Annotated in this window: 13 protein-coding genes, 3 tRNA genes and 3 rRNA genes; 14 read left to right on the top strand and 5 right to left on the bottom strand. The window is 59.5% G+C overall.

The window, feature by feature from the left end; genetic code table 11:
- Positions 1–20 precede the first annotated feature (20 nt).
- From B5477_RS13390 to B5477_RS13380, 3 genes are all read left to right on the top strand, one after another.
- The gene (locus B5477_RS13390) at positions 21–1,196 is read left to right on the top strand and encodes a mandelate racemase/muconate lactonizing enzyme family protein (RefSeq protein WP_079700141.1); all 1,176 of its coding nucleotides are present in this window, start codon (positions 21–23) and stop codon (positions 1,194–1,196) included.
- A gap of 133 nt (positions 1,197–1,329) precedes the next feature.
- Positions 1,330–2,625: an APC family permease gene (locus B5477_RS13385; RefSeq protein WP_079700140.1), complete on the top strand. Its 1,296-nt coding sequence runs from the start codon at positions 1,330–1,332 to the stop codon at positions 2,623–2,625.
- An 84-nt stretch (positions 2,626–2,709) separates the two neighbouring features.
- Positions 2,710–3,882: a M20 metallopeptidase family protein gene (locus B5477_RS13380; protein WP_079700139.1), complete on the top strand. Its 1,173-nt coding sequence runs from the start codon at positions 2,710–2,712 to the stop codon at positions 3,880–3,882.
- Positions 3,883–3,928: 46 nt separating this feature from the next.
- Here the strand turns inward: B5477_RS13380 and B5477_RS13375 are convergent, their stop codons facing one another.
- Positions 3,929–4,393: a GNAT family N-acetyltransferase gene (locus tag B5477_RS13375; RefSeq protein WP_079700138.1), complete on the bottom strand. Its 465-nt coding sequence runs from the start codon at positions 4,391–4,393 to the stop codon at positions 3,929–3,931.
- Between the two features lie 57 nt (positions 4,394–4,450).
- Positions 4,451–4,527, bottom strand: a tRNA-Arg gene (locus B5477_RS13370).
- 727 nt (positions 4,528–5,254) lie between these two features.
- Here B5477_RS13370 and B5477_RS13365 point away from each other — a divergent pair.
- The 6 genes from B5477_RS13365 to B5477_RS13340 all read left to right on the top strand — a co-directional run bounded on the left by B5477_RS13365 (position 5,255) and on the right by B5477_RS13340 (position 12,443).
- Positions 5,255–6,768: ribosomal RNA gene (locus B5477_RS13365) — 16S ribosomal RNA — on the top strand.
- Positions 6,769–6,988: 220 nt separating this feature from the next.
- Positions 6,989–7,064 (top strand) — tRNA-Ala (locus B5477_RS13360).
- A gap of 129 nt (positions 7,065–7,193) precedes the next feature.
- A tRNA-Ile gene (locus tag B5477_RS13355) sits at positions 7,194–7,270 on the top strand.
- A 447-nt stretch (positions 7,271–7,717) separates the two neighbouring features.
- Positions 7,718–10,557: ribosomal RNA gene (locus tag B5477_RS13350) — 23S ribosomal RNA — on the top strand.
- A 184-nt stretch (positions 10,558–10,741) separates the two neighbouring features.
- Positions 10,742–10,858 (top strand): 5S ribosomal RNA (gene rrf / locus B5477_RS13345).
- The 16S, 23S and 5S rRNA genes sit together here with 2 tRNA genes alongside, the layout of an rRNA operon.
- Positions 10,859–11,090: 232 nt before the next feature.
- Positions 11,091–12,443, top strand: a complete 1,353-nt coding sequence (locus B5477_RS13340) for an MATE family efflux transporter (RefSeq protein ID WP_079700137.1) — start codon at positions 11,091–11,093, stop codon at positions 12,441–12,443.
- 30 nt (positions 12,444–12,473) lie between these two features.
- On the opposite strand, the gene B5477_RS13335 is transcribed toward B5477_RS13340, so the two are convergent.
- Positions 12,474–12,887, bottom strand: a complete 414-nt coding sequence (locus B5477_RS13335) for a hypothetical protein (RefSeq protein WP_079700136.1) — start codon at positions 12,885–12,887, stop codon at positions 12,474–12,476.
- A gap of 111 nt (positions 12,888–12,998) precedes the next feature.
- On the opposite strand from B5477_RS13335, the gene B5477_RS13330 reads away from it, so the two are divergent.
- Positions 12,999–14,360, top strand: coding sequence for an MATE family efflux transporter (locus tag B5477_RS13330; protein WP_079700135.1), 1,362 nt, complete (start codon positions 12,999–13,001; stop codon positions 14,358–14,360).
- A 542-nt stretch (positions 14,361–14,902) separates the two neighbouring features.
- Here the strand turns inward: B5477_RS13330 and B5477_RS13325 are convergent.
- Together B5477_RS13325 and mtaB are read right to left on the bottom strand one after the other, a co-directional pair.
- On the bottom strand, positions 14,903–18,610 hold the full coding sequence (locus B5477_RS13325) for a phosphoribosylformylglycinamidine synthase (RefSeq protein ID WP_079700134.1): 3,708 nt from the start codon (positions 18,608–18,610) through the stop codon (positions 14,903–14,905).
- Between the two features lie 63 nt (positions 18,611–18,673).
- Positions 18,674–19,966, bottom strand: coding sequence for a tRNA (N(6)-L-threonylcarbamoyladenosine(37)-C(2))-methylthiotransferase MtaB (gene mtaB, locus B5477_RS13320; RefSeq protein WP_079700133.1), 1,293 nt, complete (start codon positions 19,964–19,966; stop codon positions 18,674–18,676).
- 272 nt (positions 19,967–20,238) lie between these two features.
- On the opposite strand from mtaB, the gene B5477_RS13315 reads away from it, so the two are divergent.
- From B5477_RS13315 to B5477_RS13300, 4 genes are all read left to right on the top strand, one after another.
- The gene (locus tag B5477_RS13315; protein WP_079700132.1) at positions 20,239–20,466 is read left to right on the top strand and encodes an HPr family phosphocarrier protein; all 228 of its coding nucleotides are present in this window, start codon (positions 20,239–20,241) and stop codon (positions 20,464–20,466) included.
- Between the two features lie 176 nt (positions 20,467–20,642).
- Entirely contained in the window at positions 20,643–21,830 is a 1,188-nt protein-coding gene (locus tag B5477_RS13310; RefSeq protein WP_079700131.1) for a D-alanyl-D-alanine carboxypeptidase family protein, read from the top strand.
- Positions 21,831–21,984: 154 nt separating this feature from the next.
- A complete protein-coding gene (locus B5477_RS13305; protein WP_079700130.1) occupies positions 21,985–23,322 on the top strand; it encodes a glucose-6-phosphate isomerase in 1,338 nt (445 codons plus the stop codon).
- Positions 23,323–23,375: 53 nt separating this feature from the next.
- Complete coding sequence (locus tag B5477_RS13300) at positions 23,376–23,786, top strand: hypothetical protein (RefSeq protein WP_079700129.1); 411 nt, start codon at positions 23,376–23,378, stop codon at positions 23,784–23,786.
- Positions 23,787–23,934 lie beyond the last annotated feature (148 nt).

Here is a 23,934-nt window from a genome sequence, read left to right as displayed (position 1 = left end):
CGAAACGGGAGGGAATCAGTATGGTCATTACCAGCGTGGACGTCTATTTGCTGGACTGCGGCACCACATCCTGGCGGCCGATCGTCTGCCGGGTGAACACCGACGAGGGGATTTCGGGGTTCGGCGAGGCGTCGATCGGCTTTGACAGCGGCGCGCCCGCGGCCTACGCCATGATCAAGGACATCGCGCCGCTCATCATCGGCATGGACCCGATGGCGCATGAGGTCGTCTTCGACAAGCTCTTCTGCCAGACCTTCTGGGGCCAGACGGCCGGGGTGGTCGTGATGGGCGCGATCAGCGCCATCGACACCGCGCTCTGGGACATCAAGGGCAAGGCGCTGGGTGTGCCGCTCTATCAGCTCCTGGGCGGGAAGTTCCGCGAGGGGCTGCGCTGCTACGCCAGCCAGCTGCAGTTCGGCTGGGGCTATGGCATGGGCCGCGCCGCCAAGACCGAGGAGCTCGTCGAGGCCAGCGTCAAGGCGGTCGAGGAGGGCTTCGACGCGATCAAGATCAACTTCATCACCTTTACTCCCGACGGGGGCCGGGTGGGCTTTTTGCGCGGCCCGATCCCGTATGACATCCAGAAGCTGATCGTCGAGAGGCTCGAGGCGGTGCGCAAGGCCGTGGGCGAGCGGGTGGACATCATCGTGGAAAACCATGCGCGCACCGACGCGGTCTCGGCGGTGGAGATGTGCCGGCTGATCGAGCCCTACCGGATCATGTACATCGAGGAGGTCGCCACCCCGCTCTGCCTGCAGACCTTTAAGACCATCCGCCAGAAGACGAACATCCCGTTGGCCGGGGGCGAGCGGATCTTCTCGCGGCAAAATTATATCAACTACTTTAAGGAGGACGCCATCCAGATCGTGCAGCCGGACATCGGCACCTGCGGCGGGATCAGCGAGGCGAAGAAGATCAGCGACATGGCGCACGGCTTCGACACCGGGGTGCAGATCCACGTCTGCGGCAGCCCGATTTCGATCGCCGCCTCGCTCCATCTGGAGGCGTCGATCCCGAATTTCGTCATCCATGAGCACCACGTCATCAACCGCAGCAAAATGAACATCGACCTGGGAACCCACGACTACCAGCCGGTGGACGGCTACTGCGCCGTGCCCGAGCTGCCCGGCCTTGGGCAGGAGCTCAGCGAGCAGGCGATGGCCGGGGCCCTGGCGCATGAGTGCGTCACCGCCTGAGCCGATAAGCGTATATAACCGGCGCCCCGCCCAGCGGCAGAGCGGGCGGCCCCAACACGTCCGCAAATCTGGGGCGGGGCGCCGGGAAATTTGATAGAGGAGGAACGATCATGTCCAACAAATCAAACAAAAAATGGGCCTGTTCTCAGCCATGATGATCCTCGTTGGATCGGTCATCGGGTCGGGAATCTTTATGACCCCCGGCAAGGTGGCCGCCGCCGCGGGATCAATCGGCCCGACCATCATCGCCTGGGTCGCGGCGGGCGCGTGCGGCATACTCTGCGCCCTGGTTTACGCCGAGCTGGCGCCGATGATGCCGAAAGCCGGCGGCGCCTACGTCTTCATCCGTGAGGCGCTGGGCGACGGACCGGCCTTCGCCTACGGCTGGTCGATGACCTTCGGCTCCTTCCTGCCGGTCATCGCCATGCTGGCGACCGCCTTTTGCACCAACCTGGCGATCTTCTTCCCGGGGCTCACCGTGACCGGGCAGCGGATTGTCGGCACCGTCATCATCCTGGCGCTGATGGTCGCCAACCTGTGCGGGGTCAAGTTCGGCTCCCTGATTCAGAACATCTTCACCGTCGGCAAGCTGGGCGCGCTGGCGCTGGTGATCTTCGGCGGGCTGTTCGTGCTCAAGGGAGGGAATTTCCTCTCGATGACCACCGAGACGGTGGAGTGGGGCAACAGCCTGAACGCGGCCGTTCCGGCGCTGCTGGCCTTCGGCGGCTACTACACCCTGGCCTATATGAGCGAAGAGATCGACAACCCCAAGCGCAACCTGCCGCTGGCGACCATCTTCGGCATGGGGATCGTCATCCTGGTCAACGTCCTGCTCAACCTCTCGTGCATCGGCGCGGTCGGCTTTAAGGAGCTCGCCGGCGCGGACACCCCGGTGAGCATGGCCGCCATGACCATCTTTGGACCGATCGGCGCCGCCATCGTCACCCTGGGCGCGCTGATCTCGATCTTCGGCTCCCTCAACGGCGCCATCATGGGGCCGCCCCGGGTGGTCTACGCCATGAGCAAGGACAACATGCTCTTCGGTTTCTTCAGCAAGCTCCATCCGAAGTTCAATACCCCTTACATCACCCTGATCATCTTCGGCGTGGTCGCGATCTTCTTCCTGTGGACCGGCTCGTTCATGACCCTGCTCATGATGGGCACCTTCGTCTCCCGTCTGCTGGAGTGTATCGTCGCCCTCTCGCTGATCGTGCTGCGCAAAAAGAAGCCGGATGCCGAGCGCCCGTTCAAGATGTGGGGCTACCCGGTCACTGCGGTGCTCACCATCCTGATCACCGGCACCCTGGTCTGCATGGTCGATCCCACCCAGATCCTGCACGGCCTGCTGCTGATGGCCACCTCCATCCCCGCCTATCTGATCTTTAAGCATACCCTCAAGAAGAAGGCGCAGGAGCCCGCGGTCAAGTAGCGAATCGAAACCGGATGCGGCGCAGGGGGCGGCGCGGCTGATTACGCCGTGCCGCCCTGCGCTGACGAGTAAGGAGGAACGCATGTGAAGAGAATATCGCAAGAGCTCGTGCAATATGCCACCGAGATGCGGCACCTGCTGCACCAGAACGCCGAGCTCTCGTTTCACGAATACAAGACCACCGAAATCATCCTGAACGAGCTGCGCAAGCTCCCGGTGGAGATCACCACCTGGGAGGATATCTGCGGCGCCGTGGCGCTGCTGCGCGGCGGGTCGCCCGGCCCGACGGTGGCGCTGCGCGCGGACATCGACGCGCTCCCGCTGCAGGAGGACAGCGGCTCGCCCTACGCCTCCAAGAATCCGGGCGCCATGCACGCATGCGCGCATGACATGCACACCGCAATCCTGTTGGGGGTTGCGAAGTACTACAGTGAGCATAAGGACGAGCTGCACGGCAACCTGAAATTCATCTTCCAGCCGGCCGAGGAGGTCCCGCCCGGCGGGGCCAAGACCCTGATCGAGAAGGGTGTGCTGCAAAACCCCAAGGTGGACGCCGTCTTCGGGCTGCACCACGCGACCGAGAACCGCACCGGCGAGATCGGGATCCACTACGGCCAGTTCCTGGCGAGCGCCGACTCCTTCACCCTGACGCTGCACGTCAAGGGCGGGGGCGGCTCGGCCCCGCACAAGGGGGTGGACGGGATCATGGTGGCCGCCGAGATCATCACCGCCATCGAGGTGGCGATGACCCGGCGGATCGACCCGGTCAAGGTCGCGCTCATCTCGTTCGGCACCATCCACGCCGGCACGGCCTTCAACATCCTGGCCAACACGGTGGAGATCAGCGGCACCGCGCGCACCCTCGACCCCGAGGCCATGCGCCAGATCCCGCAGATCATCGAGGAGACGGCCAGCGGGATCGCCGCCGTGTACGGGGGCACCGTCGAGCTGGACTATAAGGCGGGGTACCCCTGCGTGGTCAACGACATGCGTATGACCAAAATCCTGGAAACCGCCGCCGTCAAGGCCATCGGCAGCGAAAAAGTGTTTAACGCCGACGCCATCATGGCCGGGGACGACATGGCCTATTACCTGCAGGAGGTGCCGGGCTCCTACTTCTGGCTGGGGATCACCCCGCAAAGCGGGATCATCGCCCCGGCGCACACGCCAAAATTCGACATCGACGAGGGCGCCATCGAAACCGGGCTCGAGGTGATGGCCGCCGTCGCCGCCGAGGCGCTCGAGGAACTGGCATAAAGGAAAAAAGCGGTCCGCCGGATTGCCGGCGGGCCGCTCTGCTGCGTTATAAGAGGTGCTTGACCAGGAAGAGGCAGGGGTTGTCCTCGTCCCAGAAGAGCGGGAATACCTCCAGGGGGACGAACCCCATCTTGTAATAGAAGCTGCGCGTGCGCGCGTAGGGCTCATAGTCGGCCGAGCCGTCCAGCGTCTTGACGCTCAGGTACTCCTGGCCGTTGCCGCGGCAGTACCGTTCGGCGGCCTCCATCAGCGCCTTGCCGATCCCCTGCCGGTGGTAGCGGGGCAGAACGCCCATCACGCAGACCTCGGCCGTATAGCGGTTGTGCACCTTGATTGCCAAAAAGCCAACCGGCTGGCTGCCGTTGAAGGCGGCGTAGAAGGGGAGGTCGCGTGCCTGGTTTACATAGTCGACGATCGACTGCTCGACCCCGAACCAGTCGGGCAGCGCCCGGAGGATGTCATTGCAGATCATGGAGCGCCGCTGCGGGTCCGGAATTTCTTTTATCTGCATAGGACCGTGCCCCCTTCATGAAAACAGTCCCGTGCAAACCATGGTTTGCACGGGACTTGGTGCGCCCGACAGAATTCGAATCTGCGGCCTTTGGAGTCGGAGTCCAACGCTCTATCCAGCTGAGCTACGGGCGCATAACAGCCCGCCTTTTCCCAGACGGGCTTTTATTATTATAGCACAGAATTTAGAAAAAGGAAGGGGAAAGTTTCAAAAATTTGCTTAGAGCATTTCCGGGAGTATATATAAATAGGAAAAAGAAAAGGGAATGTAAAAAAAGATAAAAATAAAGGTATAATTTCTCTTGACATCGCATAGTGCGTTGTGCTAATATAAATAAGCTGTCCGGCGGGAGGCCATGATCTTGAGCCCGAAAGGGCGAGGGGAAAGGGTTGACAAGAAAGGCAGCAGGGTGATATAATAAAGCTTACCTCCCTCGGGAGGCAGGGTTTGTTAAAAAGCCCGGGAAACGCGTCGGGCGCGGCCCGACACCAAAGAAAAGGCGTGTTGGCAAGCACGGAGTGCTTGACGGGAGGAGCAGAGCTCCGAGAACGGCTTTTCAAAATGCGAAGGAAGTTGCTTGAAGCGGAAAAGAACGCGAAACGTTCTTAGGATGCGTCGGGCAATGCCCGACGCTATAGGACCTTGAAAATTGAACAACATGAAAAAGCGAACCTTTGAAATTCTAATGAGTAATTCAAAGTAGTGCGTGGGACTTTTGGGACATGGGAATTCCGCAAGGAATTCCAGCGCATGTTCCGGGAGGCACACGCAGTGCTAGCGTAAAGCGTCCGAAAGGACGCACCAAGAGCGAATTAAGCTTTTGAAAGAGATATGTAGCGCCTAAGGGCGATATATATACCATTTCTAAAGAGTTTGATCCTGGCTCAGGACGAACGCTGGCGGCGCGCCTAACACATGCAAGTCGAACGGAGAAATGCTGAGCTTGCTTTGCATTTTTTAGTGGCGGACGGGTGAGTAACACGTGAGCAACCTGCCTTTGTGAGGGGAATAACGTCTGGAAACGGACGCTAATACCGCATAACGTCAAGGAACCGCATGGTTTTTTGACCAAAGATTTTATCGCACAAAGATGGGCTCGCGGCTGATTAGCTAGTTGGCGGGGTAACGGCCCACCAAGGCGACGATCAGTAGCCGGACTGAGAGGTTGATCGGCCACATTGGGACTGAGACACGGCCCAGACTCCTACGGGAGGCAGCAGTGGGGGATATTGCACAATGGGGGAAACCCTGATGCAGCGACGCCGCGTGAGGGAAGACGGTTTTCGGATTGTAAACCTCTGTCTTCAGGGACGAAATCAATGACGGTACCTGAGGAGGAAGCCACGGCTAACTACGTGCCAGCAGCCGCGGTAATACGTAGGTGGCAAGCGTTGTCCGGAATTACTGGGTGTAAAGGGAGCGTAGGCGGGAATGCAAGTTGAATGTTTAAACTATCGGCTCAACTGATAATCGCGTTCAAAACTGCATTTCTTGAGTGGAGTAGAGGCAGGCGGAATTCCTAGTGTAGCGGTGAAATGCGTAGATATTAGGAGGAACACCAGTGGCGAAGGCGGCCTGCTGGGCTCTAACTGACGCTGAGGCTCGAAAGCGTGGGTAGCAAACAGGATTAGATACCCTGGTAGTCCACGCCGTAAACGATGATTACTAGGTGTGGGGGGACTGACCCCTTCCGTGCCGGAGTTAACACAATAAGTAATCCACCTGGGGAGTACGGTCGCAAGACTGAAACTCAAAGGAATTGACGGGGGCCCGCACAAGCAGTGGAGTATGTGGTTTAATTCGAAGCAACGCGAAGAACCTTACCAGGTCTTGACATCGTGCGCATACCGTAGAGATACGGGAAGTCCTTCGGGACGCATAGACAGGTGGTGCATGGTTGTCGTCAGCTCGTGTCGTGAGATGTTGGGTTAAGTCCCGCAACGAGCGCAACCCTTATTATTAGTTGCTACGCAAGAGCACTCTAATGAGACTGCCGTTGACAAAACGGAGGAAGGTGGGGATGACGTCAAATCATCATGCCCCTTATGACCTGGGCTACACACGTACTACAATGGCACTTAACAGAGGGAAGCAAGACCGCGAGGTGGAGCAAACCCCCAAAAAGTGTCTCAGTTCGGATTGCAGGCTGCAACCCGCCTGTATGAAGTCGGAATTGCTAGTAATCGCGGATCAGCATGCCGCGGTGAATACGTTCCCGGGCCTTGTACACACCGCCCGTCACACCATGAGAGCCGGTAACACCCGAAGTCAGTAGCCTAACCGCAAGGAGGGCGCTGCCGAAGGTGGGATTGGTGATTAGGGTGAAGTCGTAACAAGGTAGCCGTATCGGAAGGTGCGGCTGGATCACCTCCTTTCTAAGGAGCGATAGTAAGTGGTAAGACACTTACGAACTCCAAGGTCAGGGATTTTAAAGAGCTTTAACATGTTGTTCGATTTTGAGGGTCCTACGCCAACGTCCCCGTTGGCGTCTCAAAGAATTCACCTGTCGGAGCGAAGCTCCTCCTGTGCTTGCGCACAGCGGTGAATTCTTCGTGATAGCCGGGGAGAAGTTGGGAGCAGGACTTTCAGAAAGATGGGGGTGTAGCTCAGCTGGGAGAGCACCTGCCTTGCACGCAGGGGGTCAGGAGTTCGAACCTCCTCATCTCCACCAGTGGCAAGCAGCCACGGCCAAGACGCGCAGGAAAGCGAACCGAAAGGGGAGCGGACGTGTGGCGTTGGAAGCAGGATGGGGACGAGAGGAACGGACGAGGGACGCCATGCACAGGCTACGCCAGACTATGGGCGCATAGCTCAGGTGGTTAGAGCGCACGCCTGATAAGCGTGAGGTCGGTGGTTCGAGTCCACTTGTGCCCACCAGAGGGAACATGCGAAGAGAAACGAAAGGCCGAAACGCTTGCATGAAAATGTAAGCAACTAGGCAGAGAGTGACTCGCAGCTTGTGCCCACCAGAGGTATAGTGAGGATAAGTTTTCATTGTACCCACCCGGGTTTTGCTGAAAGGTAAAACCAAAATCAAGTGGGCGGAGCCCACACCAAAGAAAAGCCACGCTGGCAAGCACGAAGTGCTTGGCGGGAGGAGCTACGCTCCGAGAGTGGGTTTTCAAAATGACTCGAGCGGAGTCTGAAGCAAGCACAAGAACGCATTGCGTTCTTGCAATGCGTCGGGCTGTGCCCGAGGCAATAGTACCTTGAAAATTGAACAAAGAGTAAACTGCGAATTGAGGAAAAACCAAGGATTCTGGATGAAAGTCCAGGATTCAAATGGGTAATACTACAAATTTGCTGAGAGAGAACAACACATAAGGTCAAGCTATAAAGGGCGCAGGGCGAATGCCTTGGCACCAGGAGCCGACGAAGGACGTGGCAAGCTGCGAAAAGATACGGGGAGCCGCAAGCAGGCATTGATCCGTATATGTCCGAATGGAGCAATCCGGCCGGAGTAATTTCCGGTCATCATACAGTGAATCCATAGCTGTATGAGGGGAACCCCCTGAACTGAAACATCTAAGTAGGGGGAGGAAGAGAAATCAACCGAGATTCCGCTAGTAGTGGCGAGCGAACGCGGAAGAGGCCAAACCAAAGGTAGAAATACCATTGGGGTTGTGGACTGCATTTAGCATTGACGAGACTTAGCCGAACTGCATGGGAAGGCAGCCCGGAGGGCGTGAGAGGCGCGTAGGCGAAAAGTCGAGTCAGCGAGCAGGATCCAGAGTACCGCGGGACACGAGGAATCCCGTGGGAAGCCGGGGGGACCACCCTCCAAGCCTAAATACTCCCTGGTGACCGATAGCGTATAGTACTGTGAAGGAAAGGTGAAAAGGACCCCGGGAGGGGAGTGAAAAAGAACCTGAAACCCTGTGCCTACAAGCACCTAGAGCACGTCAATGTGTAATAGGGTACTTTTTGTAGAACGGTCCGGCGAGCGTATGTAACGAGCAAGGTTAAGGACTTAAGGTCTGAAGCCGAAGGGAAACCGAGTCTGAAAAGGGCGTCCAGTTTGTTGCATTCGGCCCGAAACCGGGTGACCTATCCATGTCCAGGCTGAAGTGGAGGTAAAACTCCATGGAGGGCCGAACCGACCTCCGTTGAAAAGGCGGCGGATGAGGTGTGGATAGCGGAGAAATTCCAATCGAACCCGGATATAGCTGGTTCTCCCCGAAATAGCTTTAGGGCTAGCGTTGTGTATGATTACTGGAGGTAAAGCACTGAATGGGCTAGGGGCCGAGAGGTTACCGAACCCTATCAAACTCTGAATGCCAGATAATCTTAGCACAGCAGTCAGACAGTGTGAGATAAGTCTCATTGTCGAAAGGGAAACAGCCCAGACCCACAGCTAAGGTCCCAAAGTCAGTTTAAGTGGAAAAGGATGTGGAGCTGCTAAGACAACCAGGATGTTGGCTTAGAAGCAGCCACTCATTAAAAGAGTGCGTAATAGCTCACTGGTCGAGTGGCTCTGCGCCGAAAATGTAACGGGGCTAAAACTGACACCGAAGCTTGGGCTTCATGCGAAAGCATGAGGGGTAGGGGAGCGTCGTATATGGAGAGAAGTCGTAGCGAAAGCGGCGGTGGACTGTATACGAGTGAGAATGCCGGAATGAGTAGCGCGAATTATGTGAGAATCATAATGGCCGAAAGCCTAAGGTTTTAGGAGGAAGGTTCGTCCGCTCCTAGTTAGCCGGGAGCTAAGGTGAGGCCGAAAGGCGTAGCCGATGCACATACGGTAGAAATTCCGTAGCCGCCAAAAGATTTAAGTAAAGGGACACTGTCAAAGTGAGCAAGCCGGGCGTTGGTAGACCCGGTCGAAAGGGACTGAAGATTAGTAGGGAAGTGCTCATAGCGACAGGCGAGAAAAGCTTTATGAATATCAGAGGCGCCCGTACCGCAAACCGACACAGGTAGGTAGGAAGAGAATTCTAAGGCCAACGGGAGAAGGGTTGTTAAGGAACTCGGCATATTGACCCCGTAACTTCGGAAGAAGGGGTGCTCATAGAAATATGAGCCGCAGAGAATAGGTCCAGGCGACTGTTTAGCAAAAACACAGGTCTCTGCTAAATCGAAAGATGACGTATAGGGGCTGACACCTGCCCGGTGCTGGAAGGTTAAGAGGAGATGTGCAAGCATTGAATTGAAGCCCCAGTAAACGGCGGCCGTAACTATAACGGTCCTAAGGTAGCGAAATTCCTTGTCGGGTAAGTTCCGACCCGCACGAATGGTGTAACGATCTGGACGCTGTCTCAACAACCCGCCCGGCGAAATTGTAGTACCGGTGAAGATGCCGGTTACCCGCGACAAGACGGAAAGACCCCATGGAGCTTTACTGTAGCTTAATATTGGATTTCGGTATTTCATGTACAGGATAGGTGGGAGGCTAAGAAGCAGGCACGCCAGTGTCTGTGGAGCCGACGTTGGGATACCACTCTTGAGGTGCTGGAATTCTAACCTGCGGCCGTGAATCCGGTCGGGGGACATTGTTAGGTGGGCAGTTTGACTGGGGCGGTCGCCTCCAAAAGAGTAACGGAGGCGCTCAAAGGTTGGCTCAGCACGGACGGAAACCGTGCTTTTGAGTGTAAACGCGTAAGCCAGCCTAACTGCGAGACCGACGGGTCGAGCAGTAACGAAAGTTGGAGTTAGTGATCCGGTGGTATGTGAGTGGAAATGCCATCGCTCAACGGATAAAAGCTACCCTGGGGATAACAGGCTGATCTCCCCCAAGAGTCCACATCGTCGGGGAGGTTTGGCACCTCGATGTCGGCTCATCACATCCTGGGGCTGTATTCGGTCCCAAGGGTTCGGCTGTTCGCCGATTAAAGTGGTACGCGAGCTGGGTTCAGAACGTCGTGAGACAGTTCGGTCCCTATCTGTCGTGGGCGCAGGATATTTGAGAGGAGCTGTCCCTAGTACGAGAGGACCGGGATGGACGCACCTCTGGTGCACCAGTTGTTCCGCCAGGAGCACAGCTGGGCAGCTATGTGCGGAATGGATAAACGCTGAAGGCATCTAAGCGTGAAGCCAACCTCAAGATAAGATATCCCACTGAGTCAATCAGGTAAGACCCCTTGAAGACTACAAGGTAGATAGGCCTCAGGTGTAAGTGCGGTGACGTATTTAGCCAGGAGGTACTAATCGGTCGAGGGCTTGTCCTAATGTGTATATTCTCTTGTTGCTTTATTGCAACGCTCTTTGTTCAATTTTCTGGGTACTAGCTTTTCCTCCCGGAAAAGCTCTCAAAGAGTGAAATCACTTCGTGTTTTCATTCTTCCGAAGCGCTGGGAGAAAAGGTGATCCAGTGCAAGGGAGACTCCCAATACTTTGGGAGGCAACCCAATGGCCGGTGTTAATGGCGATGAGGAACCACCTGTTCCCATACCGAACACAGAAGTTAAGCTCATCTGCGCCGACAATACTTGGCGGGCGACTGCCTGGGAAGATAGGTCGATGCCGGCACCAGTGTCCGATTGCGGACATAAAAAAGAGAACGCTGATTGGCGTTCTCTTTTTTGTTTTGCAGAACGCAAACGCCTCCACTTCTTCCCGCTATCTGAACAAAAATAGACAGCCTGAAAGCCCAAAAGAGTGTGAAGAATGCGGCTATGCAGGGGGAGGCGGATGTGCTATAATAGCCGCTATGTAAAGAGCTAAAAGCAATCTCAAAAAGTTAACGAGGGAGGGACCCCCTATGTCAAAGTCCATCCGCATCGACGCCAAGACCTCCCTGTTTGGGATGACCTGGCCGATTTTTATTGAACTGGTGCTGCAGATGCTGGTCGGCAACGTGGACCAGATCATGCTCAGCCACTATTCCGACACGGCGGTGGCTGCGGTGGGGAATGCCAACCAGATCATCAACGTGCTGATCCTGATGTTCAGCGTGGTCAGCATGGCGACCACCATTCTGGTTTCCCAGTACCTGGGCGCGGGCAACCGTGAGAAGGTCTCGCAGATCTATACCCTGGCGGTTTTGGTCAACTTGGCAATCAGCCTGGCGGTGGCGGCGGCCATCTTCCTGATCAATTCCCGGATGTTCGTCTGGATGGCTACCCCAGGGGAGCTGATCGGGGACGCCACCACCTATATCCTGATCAACGGCGGCCTGATCTTTTTGCAGGGGCTGTTCATGACCTATTCGGCGATCTTCCGCTCCAACGCGCTGATGAAGGAATCCATGTTCATCGCCGTGGTGATCAACCTGACCAACATTTTCGGCAATTTTTTGTTGATCAACGGCGCGGGGGCCATCCCCGCGCTGGGGGTGGCGGGGGCCGCCATCTCCAGCTGCCTGAGCCGGGCGATCGGGGTGGTGATCATGTTTTTCCTCTTCCGCCGGGAGGTCAGCGGTGAAATATCGCTGCGGGTGCTGCGGCCTTTCCCGGGAAATCTTTTGAAGAGGCTACTGCTGATCGGCCTGCCTTCGGGCGGGGAATCCCTCTCCTACAACATGACCCAGATGTGCTGCCTCGCGTTCCTCAATATGCTGGGGACTGCGGTGGTCACCACCAAGGTTTATGCCGTGATGTTTTCGATGCTCGCCTACCTCTATGTCACGGCCATTGCCCAGTCCTCCCAGATCGTGGTGGGGCACCTCGTCGGCGCGGGTGAGATGGACGATGCCGACCGGCGCACCATGCGCACCCTGCGTTCGTCGGTACCGGTTTCCTTCGGGATCGCCCTGCTGCTCTTTTTGTGCAGCGATTTCCTCTTCGGACTGTTTACCCAGAACTCCGAAATCCTGCGCATGGGCAGGGTGGTGTTGGGGGTCGAGGTTGCCCTCGAGGTCGGGCGCGCGCTCAATATCGTACTGGTGCGCGCTCTGCAGGCGGCCGGGGATGTGCGCTTCCCGGTGGTGGTGGGGATCATCTCGCAGTGGCTGGTCTCGGTCGGGATCGGTTACCTGCTGGGGATCGTCCTGCACTGGGGGATCGCCGGGATATGGGCGGCGATGGCGGCGGACGAATGCCTGCGCGGAACGGTGATGCTCATCCGCTGGCGCAGCGGAGTCTGGCGCACCAAGGTGCAGATCGAACGGGAATGACGACAGGAGGCCGAGGCACCCCCGGCCTCCTTACTGTTCCCGCAGCAGCCGGTTGCCGAAGGCGTTTAGCGCCTCGCAGGGCCGGTACTTGGTCCGGTGGCAGACCCCGTCCAGATATAAAAAGGGATTGTAGGCCCCGGCGGTGTGGGTGCTCCCATCCCGGAGCGTGAAGGTGACCTCCACCAGCTGTCCGGCGTAGTCCCGGCCCGAATCATCCTTGCGGTAGACCACCAGCCCGCGCAGGATTTCGGCAAGCTCATCGAGCTGCGCGGGGTCGGTGAGCGGCAGCGTCTCCCCCGGCGGGCTGACGAAGAAGGAAGCCGACAGGATGTCCCCATCCTTTAAATGGGCAAACGGCCTGCGCCCAAAGGGGCGCAGCACAAATAGGAACACTGCGGTGAGCACCAGTAACAGCATGAGCGCCGTCATGCGTTTTTTCGTCATCTTACCATCTCCTCTTTTCTATAGTGCGAAAAGGAGGCGGGAATGCTGCCTTGCGCAATCGGTAAAGAGGATGTAAAATGAAAGCAACAAGCGAAAAGGAGAGACGGGGCCATGCAACGCGAAATCACCTTGGATTCCAACACCTCACTGTTCCACCTCACCTGGCCGATCTTCATCGAAATCCTGCTGCAGATCCTGGTCGGGAACATCGACCAGATCATGCTCAGCCACTATTCCGACACGGCGGTGGCTGCGGTGGGCAACGCCAACCAGATCATTAACATGCTGATCCTGGTCTTCAGCGTGATCAGCACCGCCACCACCATCCTGGTCTCCCAGTACCTGGGCGCGGGCAACCGGGAGAAGGTGGCGCAGCTCTACACCTTGGCCTTCCTGGTCAACCTGGCGCTCAGCCTGGCGGTGGCGGGCGGGATCCTGCTCTTTAACCGCCCGATTTTTCGCCTGATGTCCACCCCGCAGGAGCTGATGGGCGATGCGGTGACCTATCTTGGCATCAACGGCGGGCTGATCTCGCTGCAGGCGGTCTTCCTCACCTTTACGGCGATCTTCCGGTCCAACGAGCTGATGAAGGAGTCGATGGCCGTCTCGGTGGTCATCAACCTTTGCAACATCCTGGGCAATCTGCTGCTGATCCACGGCGCTGGGCCGTTTCCCGCGCTGGGGGTAGCGGGGGCCGCCATTGCGAGCTGCCTGAGCCGTCTGATCGGCATCGGGATCATGGCGGTGCTCTTTTCCCGGGAGATCGGGGTGCGCCTCTCGCTGCGGCTGCTGCGCCCCTTCCCGGGCGATCTGCTGCGAAAGCTGTTGATGATCGGCCTGCCCTCGGGAGGCGAGCACCTGTCCTATAACCTCGCGCAGACCTGCTGCTTGACCTTCCTCAATATCATGGGCACGGCGGTGGTCACCACCAAGGTCTACGCCATGATGTTTACCCGGGTGGCCGCGATGTTTACCTCCTCGCTCGCCCAGGCCTCGCAGATCGTGGTGGGCCACATGGCGGGTGCGGGGAAGATGGAGGAATGCGATAGGCGCACCATGCGCACTCTGCGCGTCGCGGTGCCGATCACCCTGCCCATCGTGATTTTGATGTTTCTGTGCAGCGACTTCCTCTTCGGGCTGTTTACGGATAATCCGGAAATCCTGCGCATGGGCAGGATCGTGCTCGGGTTCCAGATCGTCAACGAGATGGGCCACACCATCAACAGCATCTTTGTCAAGGCGCTGCAGGCGGCGGGGGACGTGCAGTTCCCGGTCGCGGCCGGGGTCGTCTCCCAATGGGTGATCTCGGTCGGGGGCGGATGGCTCTTCGGCCTCTGCCTCGGGATGGGGATCGCCGGGATTTGGCTGGCGATGACCATCGACGAATGCCTGCGCGCGCTGGTGATGTTCCTGCGCTGGCGCAGCGGGATCTGGCGCACCAAGGTGCAGGTCAGCGAGGAGGAGCGGCTGTAGGAGCACGCATTTTTGGCGCCCGGCCAAAAATGCGTGCTCGCTTTGCGGGCGGTGCGCCTCACGGGCTGGGAAAAAGCTTTTCATTTGAAAAGCTCTGCCGTTTCCCCAGACGCCTTTTAAGGCGTTGGGCCCCCCTTTCGGGTTAGTCTTTGGTTTCCAAAGGACTAAGTCCTTTGGCGGGTGCGGGCAGCGCCCGCGGCCTTTCCAGACTGCTGTCACTCGCCTTGACGGAATCCTTCTTCGGATCAGGAAGGGGAGCAGGCGCACACATTTTTGGCCCCCGACCAAAAATGCAGGCTCGCTTCGCGAGCGGTGCGCCTCACGGGCTGGAAACGAATCGTTTCCCCCCGTGTGCCCCCTTTCGGGATAGTTAGCATTATAAAATCCCCCTAAAGATCAGGAAGGGGAGCAAAAAGCTCCCGGTGGGAGGTTTTTGCGTGGGGAAACCCTATCAAGGGGTTTCCCCATGGCGGCAGGGCCGCCATCTTCTCCTGTGGAAAAAGAAAGAGCCCCGGCAACAGCCGGGGCTCTTTTATATTTATTTAAATGTGGAAATACTCGACCGCGCCGGCGAAGATCGGCTGATCCTTGAAGCCGGTGACGTTCTGGAACAGGTCGTTGGCCCCGCGCTCGGTGTGGCCCATCTTGCCGTAAATGCGCCCGTCGGGGGAGGTGATCCCCTCGATGGCGGCATAGGAGCCGTTGGGGTTGAAGCGGATGTCCATGGTGGGATTCCCGTCGAGATCGACGTACTGGGTGGCGATCTGCCCGTTTTCCGCCAGACGCTCGAGCATGCCGCCGCTGGCGATAAAGCGGCCCTCCCCGTGGGAGACGGCGATGGTGTGGACGTCGTCCGGCTGGCACTTCATCAGCCAGGGCGAGCGGTTGGTCACCACCCGGGTGCGCACCAGCATGGACTGGTGGCGGCAGATGGTGTTATAGGTCAGCGTCGGGCAGCTGTCGTCCACATCCTGGATATGCCCGAAGGGCAGTAGCCCCAGCTTGATCAGCGCCTGGAAACCGTTGCAGATGCCCAGCATCAGCCCGTCGCGCTGATCAAGAAGCCCGTGCACCGCCTCGGTGATGGCCGGGTTGCGGAAGAACGAGACGATGAACTTGGCGCTGCCGTCCGGCTCGTCGCCGCCCGAGAAGCCACCGGGCAGGGCGATGATCTGGCTGCCCTCGATGGCGCGCACCATCTGCTGCACCGATTCCTCGATGTCGCGCGGCGAGAGGTTGCGCAGCACCACGATCTGCGCCTCGGCCCCGGCGCGCTCGAAGGCGCGCGCGGTGTCATACTCGCAGTTGGTGCCCGGGAAGACCGGGACCACCACCTTGGGCCGGGCAATGCCGACCTTGGGGCTGACGCTGCGCTGGCAGTCGTAGGCGTAGCGCTCGACCTCGCCCTTTCCATTGGGGGTGAGATAGGGGAAGACCGGGGCGAGCTTCCCTTCATAAGCGGCCTGGACCGTCAGCAGGTCGGCCTTCTCGCCGCCCAGGGTGAAGCGGTACTCCCGCTCGGTGACGCCCAGGAGCTCGGCGTGCTTGACGCTCCCCTCACACTCGAAGAGGAAGCCGCCGAAGAGGGGGGAGAGCAGCCGTTCCATCGTCAGCCCCTCGGCCGCCCTGAAGCCGATCCGGTTGCCCAGCGCCATCTTGCAAAGCCCCTCGAGCATCCCGCCGCCGGTGATGGCCCAGACCGAACGGGCCCGCCCGGCCTGGATCAATGACTGCATCTTATCGAAGACCGCGCGGACAGACTCAAAGTCGGGCAGCCCGTTTTCATCATAGCGCGGGGCGAGCAGGTAGACGTTGTTCCCGGCCCCCTTGAATTCGGGGGAGGGGATGCGCCGGGTGCTGCCCACCGACACGGCGAAGGAGACCAATGTGGGCGGCACGTCGATCTCCTCGAACGAGCCGGACATCGAGTCCTTGCCGCCGATCGAGGCGATCCCGAGGCTTATCTGCGCCTCGAGCGCGCCGAGCAGGGCGGCCATCGGCTTGCCCCAGCGCTTGGGGTCGCCCTTGGTCCGCTCGAAATATTCCTGGAAGGTCAGCCAGCAGTGGCGGTAGTCGCCGCCGGCGGCAACCACCTTGGCCACCGACTCGATCACCGCGAGCATGGCACTGTGGTAGGGGCTGCGCACCGCCACGTCGGGGTCGTAGCCGAAAGCCATCAGCGAGCAGGTGGTGGTCTCGCCCCGCAGCAGAGGGATTTTAGCCGCCATCGCCTGCGCGGGGGTCAGCTGGTAGCGCCCGCCGAAGGGCATAAGCACGCTGCCCGCGCCGATGGTGGAGTCAAAGCGCTCGCAAAGCCCCTTCTGGGAGCAGCGGCGCAGATCGCTCATGAAGGAGGAGAGCTTCTCCTCGAGGTTTGCGCCCGCGGGAAGCGCGGGCTCCGGCCTCCCGGCGGGGGCAGACACCTCAATATCGGTGTGCTTCTTGGCGCCGTTGGAATTTAAGAATTCGCGGGAGAGGTCGACGATCCGCTTGCCGTTCCACTCCATGCTCAGGCGGGGGGCCTCGGTGACCACCGCCACCTGCACGGCCGCGAGGTTTTCTTCGCTCGCCAGGCGGGTGAAGGCCGCCGCGTCCTCGGCGGACACCACCACGGCCATGCGCTCCTGGGACTCGCTGATGGCAAGCTCGGTGCCGTCCAGCCCGTCATACTTCTGGGGGACGGCGTTCAGGTTGATCTGCAGCCCGTCGGCCAGCTCCCCGATGGCCACCGACACGCCGCCCGCGCCGAAGTCGTTGCAGCGCTTGATGAGCCGGGTGGCCTCGGGGTTGCGGAAGAGGCGCTGGAGCTTGCGCTCCTCGGGCGGATTGCCCTTCTGCACCTCGGCGGTGCAGGTGGTCAGCGAGGAGAGGGTATGTACCTTGGAGGAGCCGGTGGCGCCCCCGCAGCCGTCCCGGCCGGTCTTGCCGCCGAGCAGCAGCACCACGTCCCCCGCCTGCGGGCGGGAGCGGCGCACATTTTCACACGGGGCCGCGCCGACCACCGCGCCGATCTCCATGCGCTTCGCCACATAGCCGGGATGGTAGATTTCATGCACCAGCCCGGTGGCAAGTCCGATCTGGTTGCCGTAGGAGGAGTAGCCGGCCGCCGCGGTGGTGACGATCTTGCGCTGGGGCAGCTTGCCCGGCAGGGTCTCCTCGATCGGGACCAGCGGGTCGCCAGCGCCCGTGACGCGCATCGCCTGGTAGACGTAGCTGCGCCCGGACAACGGGTCGCGGATCGCCCCGCCCAGGCAGGTGGCGGCGCCGCCAAACGGCTCGATCTCGGTGGGATGGTTGTGGGTCTCGTTTTTGAACATCAAAAGCCAATCCTGCTGCTCCCCGTCCACATCCACCTTGATCTTGACCGAGCAGGCGTTGATCTCCTCGCTCTCGTCCAGATCGTTTAAGACGCCCTGCGCGCGCAGGGCCTTGGCGCCGATGGTCGCAAGATCCATCAGGGTCATCGGTTTCTCCTGTCGGCCCAGGCTCTCGCGCAGGCGCAGATAGTGCTCGAAGCTCTCCTTGATGTAGGGGGACTCGATGGACACCTTCCCGATCTCGGTCGAAAAGGTGGTGTGCCGGCAGTGGTCCGACCAGTAGGTGTCGATCATCCGGATCTCGGTGATGGTCGGGTCGCGGCGCTCGGTTTCTCTAAAGTAGTGCTGGCAGAAGCATACGTCGTCCAGGTCCATCGCCAGGGCGTATTCGTCGAGGAAGGCATGGAGCCCCGCTTCGTCCAGCGCGGTGAACCCTTCGAGCGTCTTGACGGTGGTGGGGATCTCGTACGCCACCTTTAGGGTATCGGGCCGCGCGAGGCTCGCCTCGCGCGACTCGACGGGGTTGATCAGGTACTGCTTGATCCGTTCGAAGTCCTGGTCCGATACGCTGCGGTCGATCGCATAGACCCGCGCGGTGCGCACCAGAGGCCGCTCCTGAGCGGTGGCGAGGCTTATGCACTGCGCGCAGGAGTCGGCGCGCTGGTCGAACTGGCCGGGCAGGTACTCCACGGCGAAGACGCGCAGCTCCTCATAGGGGCAGGCGGGATAGGTGTCGTCCACCTGCGGCTCGGAAAGGATGGTCCGGCAGGCGTAGGAGAAGGTCTCCTCGCTGAGATTTTCCAAATCGTACCGGTTGAGCAGATGCAATTCGTGCAGCTCGATCCCCAGCGCGGAACGCAGGTCCTCCCGCAGCTCCTCGCTCGCGACGGCATAGGCCGGTTTCTTCTCCACAAAAATACGGTAAACGCTCATTGGGGTCCCCTTTCTCATTGGCGGCAGCGGTTCTTGTTTATCCTGTCGCGGCGGCTCGCCGCGCTATTTTACGAGTTCGCCCTCGCATTCGTCCTCCCCGGCCGCGGTGAGGACGGCCGGGATGATCTGCCCGCGCAGGTCGCGGGAGGAATGTACCCGCACGGGGGTATAGTTTTTGGTATAGCCGGTGTAGACGCCCCCCTCGGGATTCTGCTCGAAGAGCACGTCGCAGCGCAGCCCCACCTGGGAGCACAGGAAGCAACGGCGGCTTTCTGCGGCGGCTGCCAGCATGCGGCGGCTGCGCCCGGCCTTGACGCCGGCGGGCACCTGCCCGTCCATCCTGTCGGCGGCGGTGCCGGGGCGGCGGGAATAGGAAAAGACGTGGGCCTTGGCAAAGCCGGTCTCCTGCACGAAGGAGAGGGACTGTGTAAATTCCTCGTCGCTCTCCCCGGGGAAGCCGACCATCACGTCGGTGGTGATGGCGGGATGATCGAAGCGCGCGCGAATGCGGCTGACGATCGCGCGGTACTCGGCGGTATTATAGTGCCGGCGCATCCGGCGCAGGGTCTCGTCGCACCCGCTTTGCAGCGAGAGGTGGAACTGCGGGCAGAACTTTGGCAGCGCCGCCAGCGCACAGATGGTTTCCTCGTCCAGCAGCTCGGGCTCCAGGCTCCCCAGGCGCACCCGTTCGAGCCCGGGGATGGAGCAGGCGAGAGACACCGCGTCCAGCAGCCGGCGTCCGGTGTCCACCCCGTAGTTTGAGAGGTTGATCCCCACCAGTACCGTCTCGCGGTAGCCGCCCGCGGCGAGGGCAAGAAGTTCCCGTTCCAGCTCGTCCAGGGGCTTGGAGCGGAAGGGCCCGCGCGCGAAGGGGATGATGCAGTAAGCGCAGTACCGCTCGCAGCCGTCCTGGATCTTGATGAAGGCGCGGGTGCGCTCGTTGAAGTGGGTCACCTGCATGCTCTCGAAGGGCTCGCCCCGGTGGTGGGGAACGATTTCCTGGATGCGCTCCCTGGTGCTGAGCGCCCGCTGCACCGCCGGCAGCAGAGCGCCGCGGTTGGAGGCGCCGGTGATCACGTCCGCCTCTGGCACCAGCGCGGCGACGTCGGGAAAGGCCTGCGCATAGCAGCCGCAGAGCACCAGCAGCGAGGCGGGGTGCTCCCGGCGCAGGCGGCGCATGAGCTTGCGCACCTTGTTGTCCCCCTCGCCGGTGACGGTGCAGGAGTTGACGACGTAGACGTCGCAGTTTTCCTCCATGGGACGCACCGAGAAGCCCGCCGCCGCGAACTGGCCGATCAGGCTCTGGGTTTCATATTGGTTGACCTTGCAGCCAAAGGTGTAGAAAGCAGCCTTCATAGTGCTCCTTTAAGCTCGTTTGCGGATTCCTGCAAAAGGGAAAACCGGCCAAAAATCCGATACAAAGCTGGTTGTATTTTGGCCGGTCGAAATGGAATATTCTGCAAGTTGTATACAAATTAGACAATTGGGTAATCCTGTTTATAACCATTATAATAAATTTACAAATACAAAACAATTAGCAGTTGACTTAAAACTAGCGGACTGATATATTGTAAATATAGGCAATATCCTTAAAATAACGCATCAAAATGAATGGAGGCAACATCATCATGAAAAGTGTAACGATTCTTTTGAATACCATCAACGACGTCAAGGTTTTTGTCAACATGGTTTCCAAGTACGATTTCGACGTGGACCTGATTTCCGGGCGCTACGCGGTCGACGCCAAGTCCATCATGGGCATCTTCAGCCTGGACCTCTCCAAGCCGATCAAGGTGGAAATCCATTCGGACAACTGCGAGAAGTTCCTCGAGGAGATCAAACCCTACATCCAGTAAGAAATATTGTCTGCAAACGATATGCCGCAATGAAACATTGCGGCATATTTTGCTATTCATGCATGCCGGACATTCCGGGCGCAAACTAAGCGCGGACAACGTATAGCCCGGCCACAAAGGCGCATACAATAATACCAGGCTTTTGCTAAATTTAGGTGAGGTGTGGTGAAGATTGTATGCGTACCAGGATGATCGCCGGCCTGCTGGCGCTGTGCGCGGCCCTGTTTTCTCTGAGTATACCGGTCTTTGCGGGGAATGAGGAGGCCGCCTCCCCGCAGGCGGGGAGCCTGGGGCTGACCGCGAAATCGGCAATTTTGGTGGAGCAGTCCACCATGCAGGTGCTCTATGAGCAAAACCCGGACGAAAAGCTGGCCCCCGCGTCCATCACCAAGGTGATGACCCTGCTGCTGGTGATGGAGGCGATCGATAATGGGCAGCTCTCCTACGAGGACACGGTTTCCTGCTCGGACTACGCCAGCTCGATGGGCGGCTCGCAGATCTGGCTGGAGCCGGGCGAGCAGATGACGGTGCATGAGCTCTTAAAGGCCACCGCGGTGGCCAGCGCCAACGACGCCGCGGTCGCCCTGGCCGAGAAGATCGCCGGGACCGAGGCGGCGTTCGTAGACAAGATGAACAAGAAGGCGCACGAGCTGGGGATGGTGAACACCAGCTTCCGCAACTGCACGGGGCTCGACGAGGACGGCCACTATACCACGGCGCGGGACGTCGCCGTCATGGCCGGGGAGCTGCTGCGCCACCCAAAGATCACCGAGTACACCTCCATCTGGATGGATGAGCTGCGCTCGGGGGAGACCCAGCTGGTCAACACCAACAAGCTGGTCTACCACTATCCCGGCACCACAGGGCTCAAGACCGGCTCGACCGACAACGCCGGCAAGTGCCTGTGCGCGAGCGCCAACCGGGACGGGATGGGGCTCATTTCGGTGGTGCTTTCGGCTCCCAACGCGGACGCCCAGTTCGGGGACAGCCGCAAGCTGCTCGACTACGGCTTCGGCAACTTCATGAGCGCGCCCATCCAATCCCCCGACAGCGAGCTCGGCGCGCTGCGGGTGCTGCGCGGGGTGCGCGAGCAGGCGGAGCTTTACACCGAGCCGCCCGAGACGGTGGTCATCCCCCGCGCGCAGGAGGGCAAGCTCGCCTATGAGATCACCCTGCCCGAAAGCGTCACCGCCCCGGTGGAACAGAACCAGACCGTGGGCAGGGTGGTGGTGCACATCGACTCGAAGGAAATCTGCTCCTTCCCGATCAAGACCCGGGAGGAAGTGAAGAAAATGACCTTCCTGCGGGCGCTCGGGAAGCTCGGCGGCAGCCTCGTTGCGATGGGCGCTCCCTGCGTGGAATAAATCCGCTTTCCGGTTGACATTCCCATAGCGGTAGGATAAAATGTAACATGAAGAAGTTTCCCCGTTTTGAAAGCGGAGGAGCCCTTCCTGGCGGCGGCCGCCCGGCATGGCGGCAGGGCCCGTGAGATTCATCAGGAGAGGAAGTACGAAACGAATGGCAGTTTCATTGGTCACAAAATATGTAAAAGACTTCGTCGCACCGCACGAGCTTGAGGGGATCGCCCCGCAGGTCAAAGCGGCGCATGATACCCTGCATACGAAATCCGGGCTGGGCAATGATTTTCTCGGCTGGGTGGACCTTCCCAACAGCTACGACAAGGAGGAGTTCTCCCGTATCAAGACGGCTGCCAAGTGGATCCAGCAGAACGCCGATGTGCTGATCGTCATCGGGATCGGCGGCTCCTACCTCGGCGCGCGCGCCGCGATCGAGCTGCTTCGCTCCCCGTTTTATAACAACCTCAAGAAGGATACCCCCGACATCTACTTCTGCGGCAACAACATCAGCCCGACCTATCTCAATGAGATTTTGAGCATCTGCCAGGGGAAGGACGTCGCGGTCAACATCATCTCCAAGTCCGGCACCACCACCGAGCCGGCGCTGGCGTTCCGGGTGTTCCGCGAGCTGCTCGAGGAGCGCTACGGCAAGGAGGGCGCGAAGGAGCGCATCTTCGCCACCACCGACAAGGCGCGCGGCACGCTCAAGGAGCTTTCCGACCGCGAGGGCTACCAGACCTTCGTGATCCCCGACGATGTGGGCGGGCGCTTCTCGGTGCTCACCGCGGTGGGGCTTCTGCCCATCGCCGTCTCGGGCGCGGACATTGATAAGATCATGGCGGGCGCGTCCGACGCGACCAGGGCCTACAACGATTGCGACCTGAGCAGAAACGACTGCTATCTCTACGCCGCGCTGCGCAACATTCTTTTTCGCAAGGGCAAAAAGATGGAGATCCTCGTGACCTACGACCCCTCCTTCACCCTGATGGGCGAGTGGTTCAAGCAGCTCTTCGGCGAGAGCGAGGGCAAGGACAATAAGGGGCTCTACCCCTCCTCGGTCACCTTCTCCACCGACCTGCACTCCCTGGGGCAGTTCATCCAGGAGGGCTCGCGGATCATGTTCGAGACGGTGGTCAACATCAAGCGCCCGAAGCAGGATTTCTTCATCAAGAACGACGAGCAGAACTTCGACGGGCTCAACTTCCTCTCGAACCAGAACATGTCGGTGGTCAACGAGAAGGCCATGAAGGGCACCGTGCTCGCCCACACCGAGGGCGGCGTGCCCAACCTCATGCTCGACGTCGACGAGATCGACGAGTACACCTTCGGATGGCTGGTCTACTTCTTTGAGAAGGCCTGCGCCATCTCGGCCTACCTGCTGGGCGTCAACCCCTTCAACCAGCCGGGGGTGGAGAGCTATAAGAAAAATATGTTCGCCCTGCTGGGCAAGCCGGGCTACGAGGACATGAAAGCCGCGCTGGAGGAGAAGCTCCGGTAAAGACGGGAACTCTACTCGCAAGTATTAAAAATAAATTCTAGGAGGACTACACCATGATTAAATTGATCATCGGGAACAAAGGCAGCGGGAAGACCAAACGTCTGGTCGAGCTGACCAATGATGCAGTCAAAAATTCGAGCGGGAACGTCGTTTGTGTGGAAAAGGGCATGAAGCTGACCTATGACATCGACCACCATGCCCGCCTGATTGAATCCGATGCCTTCAAGATCGAGGGGTTCGACGCCTTCTACGGCTTCCTCACCGGAATCCTGGCCGGCAATTATGATATTACCGATCTGTTTATCGACGGTACCTTTAAAATCGGCGGGCGGGATTACGCCGCCTTCGGCGAGATGGTCAAAAAGCTTGACAACATCACCAAGGATGGCGGTGCGAACATCACCTTTACCGTCTCCTGCGACATCAGCGAGCTGCCCGAGGATATCAAGGGCTACGCGATCTGACAGCGAACATGGGTTGATTATGGCGGGCGGACCGGGGGTCTGTCCGCCATTTTTATCGGCTGCCTGGACATAAAAACAAAAGCGAACGGGCCCGCCTGCGCCGGACCTGTCTCGCGGGGACGCCTCCCCCACAAAAAAGGATGTGCAA

It is taken from the genome of Provencibacterium massiliense (assembly GCF_900169495.1).
GTDB lineage: Bacteria > Bacillota > Clostridia > Oscillospirales > Ruminococcaceae > Harryflintia > Harryflintia acetispora.
The sequence above is the reverse complement of the archived record's forward strand: the minus strand, read 5'-3'. Positions and strand labels throughout refer to the sequence as shown.

Coding starts and splice junctions, on each gene's coding strand:
- B5477_RS13325 (WP_079700134.1), bottom strand. CDS start 18,610: ATGAGCGTTTACCGTATTTTTGTGGAGAAGAAACCGGCCTATGCCGTC.
- B5477_RS13385 (WP_079700140.1), top strand. CDS start 1,330: ATGGGCCTGTTCTCAGCCATGATGATCCTCGTTGGATCGGTCATCGGG.
- B5477_RS13390 (WP_079700141.1), top strand. CDS start 21: ATGGTCATTACCAGCGTGGACGTCTATTTGCTGGACTGCGGCACCACA.
- B5477_RS13335 (WP_079700136.1), bottom strand. CDS start 12,887: ATGACGAAAAAACGCATGACGGCGCTCATGCTGTTACTGGTGCTCACC.
- B5477_RS13310 (WP_079700131.1), top strand. CDS start 20,643: ATGCGTACCAGGATGATCGCCGGCCTGCTGGCGCTGTGCGCGGCCCTG.
- B5477_RS13330 (WP_079700135.1), top strand. CDS start 12,999: ATGCAACGCGAAATCACCTTGGATTCCAACACCTCACTGTTCCACCTC.
- B5477_RS13340 (WP_079700137.1), top strand. CDS start 11,091: ATGTCAAAGTCCATCCGCATCGACGCCAAGACCTCCCTGTTTGGGATG.
- mtaB (WP_079700133.1), bottom strand. CDS start 19,966: ATGAAGGCTGCTTTCTACACCTTTGGCTGCAAGGTCAACCAATATGAA.
- B5477_RS13375 (WP_079700138.1), bottom strand. CDS start 4,393: ATGCAGATAAAAGAAATTCCGGACCCGCAGCGGCGCTCCATGATCTGC.
- B5477_RS13300 (WP_079700129.1), top strand. CDS start 23,376: ATGATTAAATTGATCATCGGGAACAAAGGCAGCGGGAAGACCAAACGT.
- B5477_RS13305 (WP_079700130.1), top strand. CDS start 21,985: ATGGCAGTTTCATTGGTCACAAAATATGTAAAAGACTTCGTCGCACCG.
- B5477_RS13315 (WP_079700132.1), top strand. CDS start 20,239: ATGAAAAGTGTAACGATTCTTTTGAATACCATCAACGACGTCAAGGTT.